The 15,398-nt window shown below is 56.0% G+C and carries 10 protein-coding genes; all 10 read left to right on the plus strand.

Annotation, left to right across the window (positions count from 1 at the left end; translation table 11 throughout):
- Positions 1–24: 24 nt before the first annotated feature.
- The 10 genes from HMPREF1546_RS00595 (at position 25) to HMPREF1546_RS00645 (ending at position 14,779) form a co-directional block, all read left to right on the plus strand.
- Entirely contained in the window at positions 25–906 is an 882-nt protein-coding gene (locus HMPREF1546_RS00595) for a hypothetical protein (RefSeq protein ID WP_021750145.1), read from the plus strand.
- Between the two features lie 16 nt (positions 907–922).
- Entirely contained in the window at positions 923–1,864 is a 942-nt protein-coding gene (locus HMPREF1546_RS00600; RefSeq protein WP_021750144.1) for a hypothetical protein, read from the plus strand.
- Positions 1,861–2,646, plus strand: coding sequence for a class D sortase (locus HMPREF1546_RS00605; RefSeq protein WP_021750143.1), 786 nt, complete (start codon positions 1,861–1,863; stop codon positions 2,644–2,646). Before HMPREF1546_RS00600 ends, HMPREF1546_RS00605 begins: the two co-directional genes overlap by 4 nt.
- Before the next feature lie 63 nt (positions 2,647–2,709).
- The gene (locus HMPREF1546_RS00610) at positions 2,710–3,528 is read left to right on the plus strand and encodes a hypothetical protein (protein ID WP_021750142.1); all 819 of its coding nucleotides are present in this window, start codon (positions 2,710–2,712) and stop codon (positions 3,526–3,528) included.
- 80 nt (positions 3,529–3,608) lie between these two features.
- Entirely contained in the window at positions 3,609–8,783 is a 5,175-nt protein-coding gene (locus HMPREF1546_RS00615; RefSeq protein WP_021750141.1) for a SpaA isopeptide-forming pilin-related protein, read from the plus strand.
- 3 nt (positions 8,784–8,786) lie between these two features.
- Positions 8,787–10,589, plus strand: coding sequence for a VirD4-like conjugal transfer protein, CD1115 family (locus tag HMPREF1546_RS00620; protein ID WP_021750140.1), 1,803 nt, complete (start codon positions 8,787–8,789; stop codon positions 10,587–10,589).
- Positions 10,579–10,887, plus strand: coding sequence for a TrbC/VirB2 family protein (locus HMPREF1546_RS00625; protein ID WP_301546158.1), 309 nt, complete (start codon positions 10,579–10,581; stop codon positions 10,885–10,887). The genes HMPREF1546_RS00620 and HMPREF1546_RS00625 overlap by 11 nt, the downstream gene beginning before the upstream one ends.
- Before the next feature lie 67 nt (positions 10,888–10,954).
- Positions 10,955–11,794: a hypothetical protein gene (locus HMPREF1546_RS00630; RefSeq protein WP_021750138.1), complete on the plus strand. Its 840-nt coding sequence runs from the start codon at positions 10,955–10,957 to the stop codon at positions 11,792–11,794.
- A 295-nt stretch (positions 11,795–12,089) separates the two neighbouring features.
- Complete coding sequence (locus HMPREF1546_RS00640) at positions 12,090–12,428, plus strand: PrgI family protein (protein WP_021750136.1); 339 nt, start codon at positions 12,090–12,092, stop codon at positions 12,426–12,428.
- The gene (locus tag HMPREF1546_RS00645; RefSeq protein ID WP_021750135.1) at positions 12,425–14,779 is read left to right on the plus strand and encodes a VirB4-like conjugal transfer ATPase, CD1110 family; all 2,355 of its coding nucleotides are present in this window, start codon (positions 12,425–12,427) and stop codon (positions 14,777–14,779) included. The genes HMPREF1546_RS00640 and HMPREF1546_RS00645 overlap by 4 nt, the downstream gene beginning before the upstream one ends.
- Positions 14,780–15,398 lie beyond the last annotated feature (619 nt).

Consider the following 15,398-nt stretch of genomic DNA (forward strand, 5'->3'; position numbering starts at 1 on the left):
TGATTTTGAGAAGGAGAAACGAACATGGCAAAGTTAGACGATTTGATCCAGCAGAAGCAGCAGAGGGACGAGGACTGGAAGGCAAAGAAAACAGCGGAGCGCGAGGAATTGGGGCAGCTATCCGACGATGCGGTCATGCACGTCACCAGCGAACCCGGCGCATACCTCCACTATCTGGACACGCAGGCCATCAACCCGCGATACAGCGCATCCAATGTGATGCTGGCGATGGCGCAGAACCCGGAGATCACCTACATCAACAGTCTGGAGGTGTGGAACCGGCTGGGGCGCAGCGTCAACCGTGACGAGAACGGCATGAAGATCCGTGTGTCAGACACCTATGTGAAGGACGGAAGGGAGCATCACGGCTATAAGATCGGGCGTGTGTTCGACATTTCCCAGACCCACGGCAAGGCCGGTGTTCCGGCGCTGAGCCTGAAAGACAATACGCCGGAAATGGATGCCGCCCTGCGCCGATTGCTGGACAGCTCCCCCGTTCCCGTGGTCACCAGCAGCACCATGTATCAGGACGCCGTTTATGATCCTAAAACGCAGAGCATTACGGTATCCAGCCGCCTGATCGATAGCAAGATCTTTGCGGCGCTCTCCCGTGAGATTGTCCACGCCGGTATCCATGACCACGGACGCTATCCCTACTATACCCGCGAGGACTGCGCCATGGACGCCGAGAGCGTCAGCTATATGCTCTGCCGCAATTTCGGCGTGGAGACCCCGCAGCCCGATGTGAGCCGCGTGGGGCAGGTGTTTGACGGTATGGAGGTGCAGGATCGCCGCGGCGTGGTGGACAGCCTGCAAAAGTATTTCCGCAAGCTGCAAAATGATATTCAGCGTGAGATCTCTCCGCAGGAGCGAAAGCAGCCGGAGCAGAACCGGCCCGTTCGTTAAGAAAGGGAGGCGTAATGTGAAAAAGAAACTTGCGTTTGCACTCTGCACGGCGCTGATGCTGTGCAGCATGAGCGTCGCGGCGCTGGCCGCAGAGCCCATGACAGAAGCCGATACGGTATCCACAATGATCTCTGCCGCAGATACGCTACCCGGCATTTCCGCCTATCCCGCCGAGGTCAGGGCCAGCGAGGAAAACGGTGTCTACCGTTTGGAAAAGGTCTATTACCTGACCGCAAAGGACGATCCCACCACGATCCCCACCGCTGACTTTGAGCGCGAGGGCCGCACCTATACGCTCCTTGATTTGCTGAAAAATGACCAGACAGAAACGGACACGCGGGAGCATATCGAGGTGGTCACGCTGGAGAGCAAGACCAAGGACATGGCGGAAATTCTGAAAATGCTGGAGCCGAAGCTGGAGATAAAGACCGAGGACGGCTATGAGGGTGTCCTGTCCCTTGACCACACCACCATTCAGGTGGAGGCGGTAGGCTATGGAACCAGCAGCCGCACGGTGACGGCAGAGCGCACCTATCCCAACCTCTCCGACGCGGATGTGTCCCTTGTCCCCAAGTCCGTGAACGAAAATGGCCGCACCCTGACCCTTGCCGATGTAAGCTGGCAGGAGGCGGCGGTCGATCCCACGGACGGCTACGACATTCCCATTCGCTACACTGCTGTGGCAAGCTACACCGGCACCGCCACCAGCAAGTATGCCACCGGCTACACCGTCACGGCAGACTATAAGGGTGACATCACCCGTACAAGCTGTGATACGGTGGTCTACACTGCCGTTTTTTCCAGCGTCGGTGCTGCGGCATCGGCAAAGAGCGGAGTTGATTTTAACTGGCTTTGGCTGCTGATCCCCGTGGGCGCTGCGGCGCTGGGCGGCTGCGGCTATGCCGGTTATAAGGGCTATCGCCACTACATCAATAAGAAAAGAGGGTACGCCGCATGAAAAAATATCTGACCACGCTGCTGGCCGCCTGCTGTATGCTGGCGGCTTTTTCCATGCCTGCATCGGCATTGGAGTATCACTTTGACGGCCCGGACGCAGGTGTGTTCGGACGCCCCACCTCGGACGATACCATTTATGTCACGATGGATAAGCCTGCAAATACCGACCGCAGCAAAAACGCCGCCTATATCCCACCTGCTTTCGGAAGTCCGACCAGCTACACACTAAACGCTGGGGAGCTGCTGACGCCAAACCTTGTGAGCAGTTCAGTCGCGGGAACGACCAGCGGCACAGGCGGTGTGACCGTCCTGCCGCCCTCCGCTTCCAGCAGCACCGCTGGTGGAAATACCGGCTCCTACACGCCGGTAAAGTACACCGCGGTCACGAAAGACCTCTATTACAGCGGCGGCTATCTCGGTACGCTGAAAATCCCCACCCTCGGTCTGTCTGTCAAGGTGTATCAAGGGACAGACGCAGACGCACTCCGCAAGGGCGCAGGCCATTTTGCCAGCACCTCCATTTGGGAAGGCAATGTGGCGATTGCGGGCCATAATCGCGGCGTCAACAATCACTTTGGCAAAATTCACACCCTTGACCTTGGGGACACCATCAAGCTGACTACCCAGCTCGGCACACGCAGCTATGAGGTGTACTCTGTCAGTAAGATCGGCGTGGACGATACCAGTGTTCTGAGCGACAGCACGGAAAATATCATCACCCTTGTCACCTGCGTGATGAACCAGCCGGATTACCGCTGGTGTGTGCAGGCAAAGGCCAGTTGATTTTTTGACAACAGAAATAAGCCGCGCTATGCTGTATCTATCAAAACATAGGAGGTACAGACAATGAAGCGAGGAAGTTTTGCAGCCGGTTTTCTTACCTGCCTGCTGTTGGCTGGCGTCACTACCACGGCCTTTGCTGCCGGGATCATGGCAGAGCGCAGTCACCATCGCATTGTCGTAGATGGAAAAGAAGCGCAGATGGAAGCCTATGTCATCAACGGCAACAACTATGTGAAGCTGCGGGACATTGGCGAACAGGTCGGTTTCAATGTTTATTGGGACAGCGACAACGGCTGTGTGCAGGTGGAAAACGGAAAGCCCTACACCGGAACCGCACCCCAGCAGACTGCCGCAGCACCCACAGACGGTTCCCGGTATGTTCCCAGGGTGGGTGATGTGATCCGCTGCGACGACGGGACCGACTACACCATCACCGATGTGTCCCGCTGGGATAAAAACGCTTTTTCCAGCGCACCGCTGGGAGAGCTGCCCACCGCCACCTGTGATTGGAGCAAGCTGCCCCAACCGGAAATGCCGAGAGCGGAGGCGCGTCACTTCACCAGCGGCGGGCAGGACTACCTATTCCAGCGTAATCTCTATGAAACGCGCCGTATGCTCTACACCTTGTATAATGCCATCGGGGACAACCCCGAAACATGGCAGAACGGCCAGCCGGTGAAATTTCCCAGCGGGAATGACAAGGTGAAGATCAACCTGACCATTCCCGCAGAGGTTACACCGCAGAGCTTTTGGCCGTGGCGCTCGGAGCAGATCACCGAGTTGTTTAATTCCTGTCCTCCGGGGACTTACTCTCTGGAGGCATGGAATGTCTACAAAAACGGCGTATTCCAGTACACGGAGTACAGCATCCATGTGAGCTGAAAAATTCATATCCACACGCAGGCGGTATGTGAAAAGCATACCGCCTTTTTTATATCCAAAAAATTCAGGAGGAACGTACTATGAAAAAACGATTGATCTCCATGCTGCTGTTGGTGGTCATGGTGTTGGGAATGCTCCCGGCCACGGCCCTTGCCGCCAGCAGTGAGGAGGAAGCCCTGGGCGAGGTCAATATCTACAACGGAGAGAAGAAGCTCTCTTACCTCTCCATCAACGGGCGAATCCGTGAGCTGATCTACACCTATTTCAACCATGTGGATGCCAACGGAAAAAACAAGGAGATTCCTGCCTACTGCGTCAATCCGAATACAACAGGTGTGCCGCAGACGGTAGGCCCCGGCGAGAGCATCAAATACATCGCCAAGGAAAAGGGCAGCGATCCAAAGGTCATGGGTATCATCGCCAGCGGCTATCCTACCCGCGGCCTTTCGGAGCTGAAGCTGGAGAACAAGTACCACGCCTACTATGCGACCAAGATGGCGCTGTGGTGCTATCTGCTTCCCAACTGGAACATCAATAACCTGAAGGTCAACCCCAACCTGACCGGCACGGAATTGCAGCGGGCGCAGGCTATCCTTGCCGTTGCCAAGGACATCTATGTGCGCGGCACAGCTTGGAGCAAGGTGTACTCGCCCCGCGTCACCGCCACGGCTGACCGTGATACCGCTTATGCTGTTACCGTCAATGGCCAGCAATACAAACAGCAGGTATTCACCGTCCATTCGGATACATGGGTATGCAACTACGCCATCCGTGTCAGTTTTTCTGATCCCGCCTCTGTCCCTGCCGGAACGCGGATCGTGGACATGGACAATAAGGATATTACCACCATCACCACCTCCGGCACCGGGGACGGCTATGCTGGCAAGTTCAAGGTGCTGTACCCCGCCTCTGCGGTGGCAGGCAAGACCGGCAGTGTCCAGCTTTCTTTTACCACCGATGTTTACAAATACGCTGTGTTCTATGCCACCTGCGCGGAGGTCAGCAAATACGGCCAGCTCCAGAATTATATGTGCGACACCGACCCCACTACCACAATGAGACTGTCCGCATACAGTAATTTCAGCGATGGGGAAAAGCCCGAAGCGCCCGACACCGGTCTGAAGATCATCAAGCTGGAAGAGGGTACAGATACCCCTCTCGGCGGTGCCATTTTTGAGGTGGTCGATCCCGACGGAGCCACCGTCGGCACCTTCGCCACCGGCTCAGACGGCACCGTGACCATCCCCCTGACGCTGGCGGGCAACTACACCGTGTACGAGCGTGTCGCGCCTTTGGATCACCTGCTCAGTGATACGCCCGCACAGAATATCAGGGTGGAGTACGGCAAGGTGGCGGAGCTGACCTGTTGGAATGAGCCTTACGGCACCCTTCGCGTGGAAAAGCTGTCCGACACCGGGGCGCACCTGCCCGGTGCCATGGTGCAGATCAAGCACATCGAGAGCGGCGTGACCTACACCGCTGAAACCAATTTTGCGGGCTATGCCATTTTCGATGAGATCAAGCCCGGTGCGTATGAAATCCGCGAAATCACCGCCCCCTCCGGCTGGCTGAAGGACGACGCCACCTATACGGCTGCCGTAGCCACCGGCGAAACCACGACCTTTTCTCTCGTGAACAAGGAGCTGCCCGGTCTGCGGATCATCAAATATGACCGCAAGAACATGGTTGCCATGCCCAATGTCACCTTCGAGATTTTCCGTGACAGCGTTTCTCTCGGCAAATTTAAGACGGACGAGTTTGGCGAAATTCTCTTGACGGACGCTGCCCCCGGCACCTACCGCGCCGTGGAGGTGGATACCGGCAGCGACGGTCACATCCTCGATACCACGCCGCAGGAGGTGGAGCTGACCGCAGGGAACGGCATCAAGGAACTGCTGTTCTTCAACGATGTGAAGCCCGGTATGCGGCTCATCAAGGTAGACAGTACCGACCCCAGCAAGGTCATTCCCAACGCAGTTTTTGAAATTAAGTCCGTGGCTGGTGATTACGGCCCCAAGGAATTTACCACCGACCGGAACGGCGAAATTGACCTTTCCAAGCTCCCCACCGGCGCTTATGTGGTAACGGAAAAAGCCTGTGAGGGCTATATCATCGACCAGGCCCAGCGCATCATCCAGCTTGCCCCCAACGAGGACGCACAGTTCGTATTCACCAATACCATCAAGCCCTCCTTGCAGATCATTAAGACCAGCTCGGACGGGAGCCGCCTGAAAAATGTTCATTTCCGTATTGCCAAGATCGAGGACGGGACGCATTATCTCGACCGCACCACCAACGAGCAGGGCGAAATTCTGATTGCCGATTTGGAGCCCGGCGTGTACTCCGTGCGGGAAACCGCCACGGATTCCTCTCACATCCTCGACCTGCGGGAGTATCACATGGAGCTGTTCGCAGGCCGAACCAGCACCCTGACCATCGAAAACCAGAAGCGCCCCAATCTCATCGTATATAAGCACGACGCCGACACCGGCGAGCCGATTGCGGACACTGTGTTTGAAGTCCGCGCCGCAGACGGCCACAGCGTCGATCAGATCAAGACAGACAGCGAGGGCAAGGCGGAGCTGAAGAACTTGCTCCCCGGCGTGTATGAAATCAGCGAAAAATCCGTGCCGTCGCCGTATCTGCTGGACGCGCCCTCTCAGCTTGCCACCCTCTACCCTAACCGCGACCACACCGTTTATTTTGAAAATCATCAGAAGCCCGCGCTGACCGTCAAAAAGGTGGACAGTGTGACCGGTGATCCCTTGCAGGGTGCAAAGTTCCATGTTACCTACGCCAGCAACAACACCGGCAGCGGTGAGATCAACGACCTCGGCACCTACTACACCGGCGAGAACGGTCAGTTCCAGCTCACCGGTTTGCGGGACGGCTGGTACAAGGTAACGGAGCAGGAGCCGCCCACGGGGTACGCCATCAAGGAGGCCACGCAGGAGGTCTACATCAAGTCCGGCACCGGCAAAGTGCTGACCTTTGAAAATGTTCCCCTTTCCGCGCTGGTGGTGTGGAAGTATGATTCTGTCACCGGCGAAGCGGTGAGCAACGCTGTATTCCAAGTGAAGTACCTCGGCGGCACCAGCGGGACGGGCGGTACGGTCATCGGCACTTACAAGACTTCTGCCAACGGCAGCTTTACCGTTACCGGCCTGAAAGAAGGCACTTACATTGTGGAGGAGCTTGCCAGCGACAGCGGCCATGTCATTGACACCGCACCCCAGACCGCCTATATCAGCGGCAAGCAGCAGGATGTGGTGCAGTTCTACTTCGGCAACAGTCCTAAAGGCAGCTTGTTAGTGAAAAAGATCGACAGCGTGACCCATGCGCCCCTCTCGGATGTGGAGTTTTTCGTCACCACTGCGGACGGAACGGTGGTGGGTGACGCCAACGGCAAATTCGTGACGGATAGCGCGGGCAGCTTCACGATCAGCAATATCAACCCCGGCACGACGCTGGTGGTGAAAGAGACCCGCGCCAAGAACGGCTATGTGCTGGATGACACACCGCAGACGGCCACCATCAAGGCGGGCCAGACCGTGACGCTGGAGTTCCGCAACGCGCCGAAAGGATCGCTCATCATTGTAAAGAAGGACGCTGTGACCGGCAAGGCACTGAAAGGCGTGACTTTTACCGTTACCACTTCCTCCGGCCAGTTTGTCGCGGACGCTGAGGGACAGATCAGCTCCAACGGACTCTATTACACCGACGAAAACGGTAAAATCATTCTCTCTGGGCTGGCTCCCGACACCTATGTGGTGACGGAAACCGCAACGATCCCCGGCTATGTACTGGACAGCACCCCGCAGACCGTGGTGGTCAACACCAACGACACGCAGACGCTCACCTTTACCAACAAACCCATCGGCGGGCTTATCCTCATCAAGAGTGATGAGGACAGCGGCAAGCGCATCTCCGGCGTTCAGTTTGAGGTGCGTAAGATGAACGGCGAGATCATCGGCAGCTACACCACAGACCGTAACGGCGTCATTCAGCTTCCTGAAGTGGAGCGCGGCTGGTACACCGTGACGGAGCTGAAGGCTGCGTCCGGCTACCTGCTGGATACCACGCCCCACCGCATTGAGATCAAGGACGGCCAGACGGCCACGCTGGAGATCACCAACCACAAATCCTTCCGCATTTTGCTCCACAAAGTGGACAAAGCCACCGGCAAGGGCATCTATGGTGCGGTGTTCCTGCTGTACGACAGCAATCGCAATCCCATCGGGGAGTATGTGACCGATCAGGACGGCTACATCTACGCCGACGAGGGACTGGCCGATGGCCGCTACTATCTGCGTGAGATCAAGGCGGCAGACGGTTATGTGCTTGACCCTGAACTGAAAACGATCTATGTCCGTTACGGCTCCACCACAGAAATTGAGTGGAGCAATACCGCGGAGTGCGGTCAGATCCAGATCATCAAGAAATCCGCAGACGATAACGCCACCAACGGCCTGCCTGCCGGGACGCCGCTGGAGGGCGCGGTGTTTGAGATCTACGATAAAGCGGGCAATGTGGTGGACACCATCAAGTCCGACCGCAACGGACGTGCTGTTTCCAAGACGCTGCCCCTGTCCCGCTATACCGTCCGCGAGATCAAAGCGCCAGCGAATTACTCCATCAACCCCACAGTGATGACCGCCTATCTGGAGTTCAACGGACAGATCGTCACCTTTGAAGTGCAGAATACCAGCGTTGCCACCGGCGTATCCATTAAGAAAACCGGCCCTGTGCAGGCTGTCCCCGGTCAGCCGATTCGCTACGTGTTCTCACAGATCAAGAACAGCTCCAACGTTGCCCTCGACTCCTTCTATTGGCGCGATCAGCTTCCTGCGCAGGTGACGCTGAGCAAAATCGTCACCGGCAGCTACAACCAGCCGCTTTCCTACAAGGTGGTCTATAAGACCAACCTCTCCGGGGACTACCGCACTTTGGCGGATAATCTCTCCACCAGCAAGGTTTATGTGCTGGACGCCCGCCCTGCTGTCCTCGGCCTTGCTGCCAATGAGCGTGTTACCGAAGTCATGTTTGTGTTTGGAAATGTAAAGGCGGGCTTTGCGCAGGTGGAAGCGCCGTACATCTACGCCACTGCTCGCAGCGGCCTTGCCAACAACTCCGGCATTGTGAATGTGGCGGATGTGGGCGGTCTTTACAATGGGCAGTGGATTCAGGCAGTCTCCCGCTGGCTCACCACCGTCTACACCAAAACAACGGTGAAGCTGCCCAAGACGGGGTACTAAGCCTTGCGGCAGAATGACTTTCGCAGCGCCGCCCCTGTGTGGGCGGCGCTTTCCCCGTTGATTCTCTGGCTGGCGGCAATCGCTGCCTATGCCTATGAGGACGGTATGAACCTCTTTCAGTGGATGGGGCGTTTCAGTCAAGTGCTGGAGCGCCCCTTTTCCATTGACTGGACGCCCTACACGCTGAAATGTATGCTGGTGGGTCTGCTGCTCTACGGCTGCGGCATTGCACTCTACTACTCCAGCCGGGAGAACCGGCGACCAGGCGAGGAGTACGGCAGCGCCAAATGGGGCAATCCCAAGGAACTGAACCGGAAGTATATGGATCATCAGCATAAGGATGCCAACATCATTCTGACCCAGCGCGTCCGGCTGGGCATGGACGGCTATATCACCCAGCGCAACATGAACATCCTGGTTATTGGCGGCTCCGGCAGCGGCAAGACCCGCTACTTTTGTAAACCGGGCCTATATTCGGCCAACTGCTCCTATCTGGTCACGGACCCCAAAGGGGAACTGCTGAGAGCCGCAGGCGGTCTGTTGTTATCTCTCGGCTATGAAGTGCGGGTATTCAATCTCATCGACCCCGAACAGTCCGACTGCTACAATCCCTTCGTCTATGTGCGGGAGGAAAAGGATGTGCTGTCCCTCATCGACAACCTCATCAAGAACACTACGCCCCGTAACGCCTCCAGCAATGACCCCTTCTGGGAAAAGGCTGAGGTTGCGCTGGATTCCGCACTCATGCTCTACCTCATCCATGAAGCGCCGCAGGATGAGCAGAACTTTGAAACCATGCTCTACATGATGAATTTTGCCGATGTGCGGGAGGAGGACGAGCAGTACCGCAGTCCTCTGGATATGCTGTTCCGGGCCTTAGAGGAGGAGCAGCCCGCCCATGTTGCGGTAAAGCAATATAAGGTTTTCAAGCAAGCGGCCGGTAAGACCGCAAAATCCATTCTTGTGACGGCTGCCGTCCGGCTGGCGGCCTTCAATATTCCGCAGTACGCCGCCATGACCTCAATGGACGAGATGGACTTCGGCAGTCTTGGCGAGCGCAAGCGTGCCATCTTCTGCGTCATCCCCGTCAATGACAGCAGCATGAATTACCTTGTGGGTATGCTTTATACGCAATGCTTTCAGGAGTTGTACCGCCGCGCGGACCTGAAATACAACGGGCGGCTGCCCATTCCCGTGCGGGTGCTTCAGGACGAATGGGCCAATGTCGCCCAGCCGGAGAGCTATCCGAAGATCCTCGCTACCTGCCGCAGCTACAACATTGGCTTGAACATCATCGTGCAGAATGTGCAGCAGATCAAGGCGCTGTACGAAAAGGAACACGAAAGCATCATCGGCAACTGCGACACGCTTTTATTCCTTGGCGGCGGCAACGAACCCGCTTCGCTGGAATTTATCGTGAAGCTGCTGGGCAGGGAGACGCTGGCTACCCGCACACGGGGACTGACCAAGGGTAGAAACGGCTCCAGCACCACGAACTACCAGCAGACGGGCCGCGACCTGATGACCATTGATGAAGTGCGCAAATTGGACACCAATAAAGCGATTTTATTCATCCGCGGCGAGAACCCGGTGATCGACCGAAAATATAACCTTAAGCGCCATCCCAACATCAAACTGACCTCGGACGGCAAGGCAAAGCCATACATCCACAAACCGCAGGGCGCGCCGGATTATGCGCTGCCTGACCTGCCCTATGCGTTCAAATCACTGGACGATTACGAATTTATTGATATGGAGGAAAACGAACATGAACAGACAGAAGAAAAACAACATGATGAAGCCTGACAAGTGGAAGCGGCGTTATTGGACGGCGGCTGGTGCTGCCGTCCTCTGCCTTTGCTGCACAACATCCGCGCTGGCGGCAGGCGGCGATCCGCTGGATATTGTAAATAACCTTTCCGATTTTATTTTCAGCATTATCAAGGCGCTGGGCGTGATCATTCTCGGCTGGGGCATCGTGCAGGTGGGTATGTCGATCCAGTCCCATGACGCCAGCCAGAGAACGCAGGGCTTCCTCTGCCTGTTTGGTGGCTTAATGATCGCCTTTGCGAAGGAGATTCTGACCGCCATCGGCGCGATCTAATGAAAAGAGCCGGGAGATACTGCCTTGCGGCGGATCTCCCGGCTCCCTTGCGGGAGGTGATTTTCATTTGGATAACAACTGGATCGTAGAAAACCTGACTAACGCCTTTGGCGTTTGGAACAGTAAAATGACGGAAATGTGGTCGCTGCTGACGGAATCGCCCCAGACCTTCAAGGGCGGCACCATCTGGCAGACCATTGTGACCATCAACGGCGGAATGCAGGCCATCGGCTACGGGCTGCTGGTGCTGTTCTTTGCCATCGGTATCTTTCGCAGCGCCTCCGGCTTTCGGGACTTTCAAAGGCCGGAGCACTTGCTGCGGCACTTTATCTATTTTGTGCTGGCAAAGCTGGGTATCACCTACGGCATGGACCTGCTGGCAAATATATTTGATGTGTGCAGCGGCATTGTGGCAACGGCGGCGGGCAGCATCGGCGGCTTGACCGGCGCATCCGTGGCGCTGCCGCAGGAGATCGCAGACGCCATTGGGGATGTAGGCTTCTGGCAGAGTATCCCGCTCTGGCTGGTGACGCTGCTGGGGAGCCTGTTTATTACGGTGCTGGCATTCATTATGATCCTCACCGTCTATGGGCGATTTTTTAAGATCTATATGTATGCCGCGCTGTCCCCGGTGGCACTGGCGTCCTTTGCGGGAGAAGGGACATCCCATTTTGGGAAAGCGTTCCTCAGAAGCTATGTGGGCGTGTGCATGGAAGGGGCGGTGATCGTTCTGGCCTGCATCATCTTTTCAGCCTTTTCCTCCAGCGGTACGCCGGTGGTGGATAGCAGCGCGTCCGTGGTGACGCAGGTGTGGAGCTATTTAGGCGAGGTCATATTCAACCTGCTGGTGCTGGTAGGATTGGTGAAGTCCGCCGACCATATTGCAAAGGAAATGCTGGGATTATGACTGTGCTTTTCTGGCCTTGCGCCGAGCGGCCTTCCGGTTACGCTTTTCTTCCATTTCACAAAGCCACACGCTGACCGGCGCTTTCCACGGCTCACTTTTGCTGGGAATACTCTTAATAAGACTGCGGGGATTCAGCCCCAGCCGCTTTGCACGGGCAATGTCATCATCCGTCAGGCGGCATTTCTTTTTGGCGTCCTGCCAGAGCTGTTCATTGTATGCCATAGAGCATATCGACCTTTCACTATTTTTCTAATCGTATCATATCACAGACAGCAAAACAATACGGAGGAATTCAATGGAAATCAAAATCAACAAAGAAATTAGAGCCTACCGCGAAACGCTCTTTTTCGGCCTGTCCGTGCGGCAATTTGTCTGTTCCGTTTTGGCGGTGGGCGCTGCGGTGGGACTGTATTTCAGCCTGAGCCATGTGCTGGATCGGGAAACGGTGAGCTGGGTGTGTATCGTCGGTGCGGCTCCTGTGGCCGCTGCGGGCTTTTTTCAGTATAACGGCCTAACGCTGGAGCGATTTTTGTGGGCATGGCTGAAATCAGAGGTCATCATGGCAGGCAAGCGTGTCTGGAAAGCGGAAAACTACTATGAAGAAGCGATGAAACGCGAGGTGAAGAAACATTGATCCTTTTTAAGCATCGGCGCAGCGCGGAACGAGACGCCTTTTTCGTTCCCCGCAGCGTCCAGAAATCCATTCCCATCAAACGCATTTATCAAGACGGCGTGTTTCAGGTAAGCGGCAAGTTTTCAAAAACTTGGCGCTTTTTTGATGTCAATTATGCCGTGGCCTCCCCGGAAAAGCAGAGGGAACTCTTTATGACCTACTGCTCCTTCCTGAACTCGCTGCCCATCGGAGCCACGGCGAAGATCACGCTCTTTAACCGTCAGCTCAATCAAAAGGACTTTGGGCGGACGCTGCTCATGCCCATGCAGGGTGACCACCGTGACCTCTACCGCAACGAGTATAACGCGCTTGTTTTGGGCAAGGCGGCGGAGAGCAATAATCTCATTCAGGAGAAGTATATCACCGTTTCGGCGGAGAAGAAAAGTGTGGAGGAAGCCCGCGCGTTCTTCTCCCGCGTCGGAACGGACCTCACCACGGGCCTTTCCCGTATGTCCTCCAGCGTTCGGGAGATCACGGTCAATGACCGCCTGCGGCTTCTGCATGACTTCTATCGTCCCGGCGAGGAACAGCTATTCCGCTTCAATTTGGAGGACACCATACGCAAAGGGCATGACTTCCGGGACTGCATCGCCCCGGACTGTATTTCCTTTCAGAAAAATCACTATGAGTTGGGCAATCATGTGGGGCGCACCCTGTTCCTGCGGGAATATGCCAGCTTTATTTCTGATGAGATGATCACGGAGCTGATGGACTATCCCCGGAACATGATGCTTTCCATCGACATTATTCCCGTGGCCATGGACGAAGCAGTGAGCGATATTCGCAAGCGGATCATGTCCGTGGAATCGGATATTACCCGCTGGCAGCAGCGGCAGAATCAGAACAACAATTTTACCGCCAATATCCCCTATGACTTGGAGCAGATGCGGAGCGAAACGAAGGAATTCATGGACGACCTCATGAGCCGCGACCAGCGCATGATGTTGGCTTTGGTGACGCTGACGCACTTGGCAGATAACCTCGAACAGCTTGACCAGGACACCGAGGCCCTGCAAGCCATTGGGCGGGCACGGGGCTGTCAATTCAACATTCTGCGCTATCAACAGGAGGACGCGCTGAACACGGTGCTGCCCCTCGGCTTAAAGCGCATTGACGCCACCCGTACCCTGACCACGGAATGTACCGCCGTCCTTATGCCATTCAAATCGCAAGAGATTCAGGACGCGGGCGGTATCTACTACGGCGTCAACGCCGTATCGCATAACCTCATCATCTGTAACCGCAGCAATCTCTTGAATGGAAACGGTTTTATTACCGGCGTTTCCGGCTCCGGCAAAAGCATGGCGGCAAAGCAGGAAATGACAGCGTTGGCGCTCTCTACCGACCATGACATTATTATTGTCGATCCCGAACGCGAATATGGTGAGCTGGTCCGAGCGCTGGGCGGCGAGGTCATCACCATTTCTGCCTCTGACCCAAACGGCTGTCACATCAATGCGCTGGACTTGTCCGAGGGGTATGGCGACGGCAAGGAGCCGCTGGTGATGAAGTCCGAGTTTATCATGTCGCTGTATGAACAGCTCATGGGCGCGGACAAGATCGAGCCGCAGGAGAAATCCATCATTGACCGCAGCGTGGGCAACATCTACCGGGAGTACATCAAGAATTTCCAAGGTCAGCCGCCTACACTGAAAAATCTCTATGATGACCTGATGAAGCAGGTCAACCCGGAGGCGCATCGGATCGCGCTGGCATTGGAGCTGTTCACGGTAGGCAGTTTGAATGTATTTTCCCACCAGACCAATATCAACACAAAAAGCCGTATCCTCTGCTTTGACATTCAGGACTTGGGCGAAAATCTGAAATCGGTGGGCCTGCTGGTGATGCTGGACGCCATCTATAACCGCGTTATCCAGAACCGCAGAGAGGGAAAATACACCCATGTCTACATCGATGAGATCTATCTGTTCTTCGCTAATGGGAGCGGCAGCGGACACAGCATTACCAATTACAGCAGCGAATTCCTCTACAAGTGCTGGAAGCGCTTCCGTAAATACGGTGCGACACTCACCGGCATTACGCAGAATGTGGAGGAATGTCTGCTGTCCAATACGGCGCGTATGATGTTCGCAAACTCCGAGTTCCTGCTGATGCTCAATCAGGCCACCACCGACCGGGAGCAGCTTGCCCGACTGCTGGGTGCATCGGATACGCAGATGAGCTATGTAGATAACGCCCCTGCCGGACACGGGCTCATCAAGGTAGGCGGGGCCATCGTGCCTTTCGCCAATGAGCTGCCCAAAAATACAGAACTGTACCGCCTAATGTCAACCAAGCCCGGTGAGGAGTGACGCCATGCGGGACTTGAAGATCAAACCCGGCATGGACACGCCAAAGGCAAAGTTGAAGAACCCCGCGCCTAAAGACGCCGATTCCCTTCTGAAACAGCACATGGACAAGCGGCAGCGGGAAAAGGAGCCGGAAAGCCGCGATCCCGTGCGTTACGCCACCGACCGCGTGGAGAAAAATATGCGCCGTGGTGCGGCAGGAGCGGCGGATACCTCGCGGCGCATGATAAAGCGCCACAGGGAAAAGCAAAAATTGAGTGGAGAACAAAATGATTTGCAGAACGGGAACATCGTCCAAACAGCGCCATTTTCGGAAGATGCGCCCATAAGCGGTTTTACCGACACGCCGTTGAGATATGAAGATTTTGCCGCGCCAACTTCTGCACGAAATGACGTCGGAATAACGAAAGATTTTCCGCAGTATTCCAACCGTGCAGAGAAGCCGCTTGCCGCCCCGCATGAGCGTGGGCGGCAGAAAGCCGTGGAAAATGCGAAAGCCGCCTATCGGCGGAACCTTGCCGAAAAAAGAACAATGGAACACCGCACCCCGGCTGTCCAGAAGGGCAGCGGGCGCGCAGCGGCAGATTCTTTCCAGACCTCCGGCGCTGCAAAACAGCAAGGC

Source organism: Oscillibacter sp. KLE 1745 (assembly GCF_000469445.2).
Classification (GTDB): domain Bacteria; phylum Bacillota; class Clostridia; order Oscillospirales; family Oscillospiraceae; genus Oscillibacter; species Oscillibacter welbionis.

Coding starts and splice junctions, on each gene's coding strand:
- HMPREF1546_RS00605 (WP_021750143.1), top strand. CDS start 1,861: ATGAAAAAATATCTGACCACGCTGCTGGCCGCCTGCTGTATGCTGGCG.
- HMPREF1546_RS00640 (WP_021750136.1), top strand. CDS start 12,090: ATGGAAATCAAAATCAACAAAGAAATTAGAGCCTACCGCGAAACGCTC.
- HMPREF1546_RS00625 (WP_301546158.1), top strand. CDS start 10,579: ATGAAGCCTGACAAGTGGAAGCGGCGTTATTGGACGGCGGCTGGTGCT.
- HMPREF1546_RS00610 (WP_021750142.1), top strand. CDS start 2,710: ATGAAGCGAGGAAGTTTTGCAGCCGGTTTTCTTACCTGCCTGCTGTTG.
- HMPREF1546_RS00615 (WP_021750141.1), top strand. CDS start 3,609: ATGAAAAAACGATTGATCTCCATGCTGCTGTTGGTGGTCATGGTGTTG.
- HMPREF1546_RS00595 (WP_021750145.1), top strand. CDS start 25: ATGGCAAAGTTAGACGATTTGATCCAGCAGAAGCAGCAGAGGGACGAG.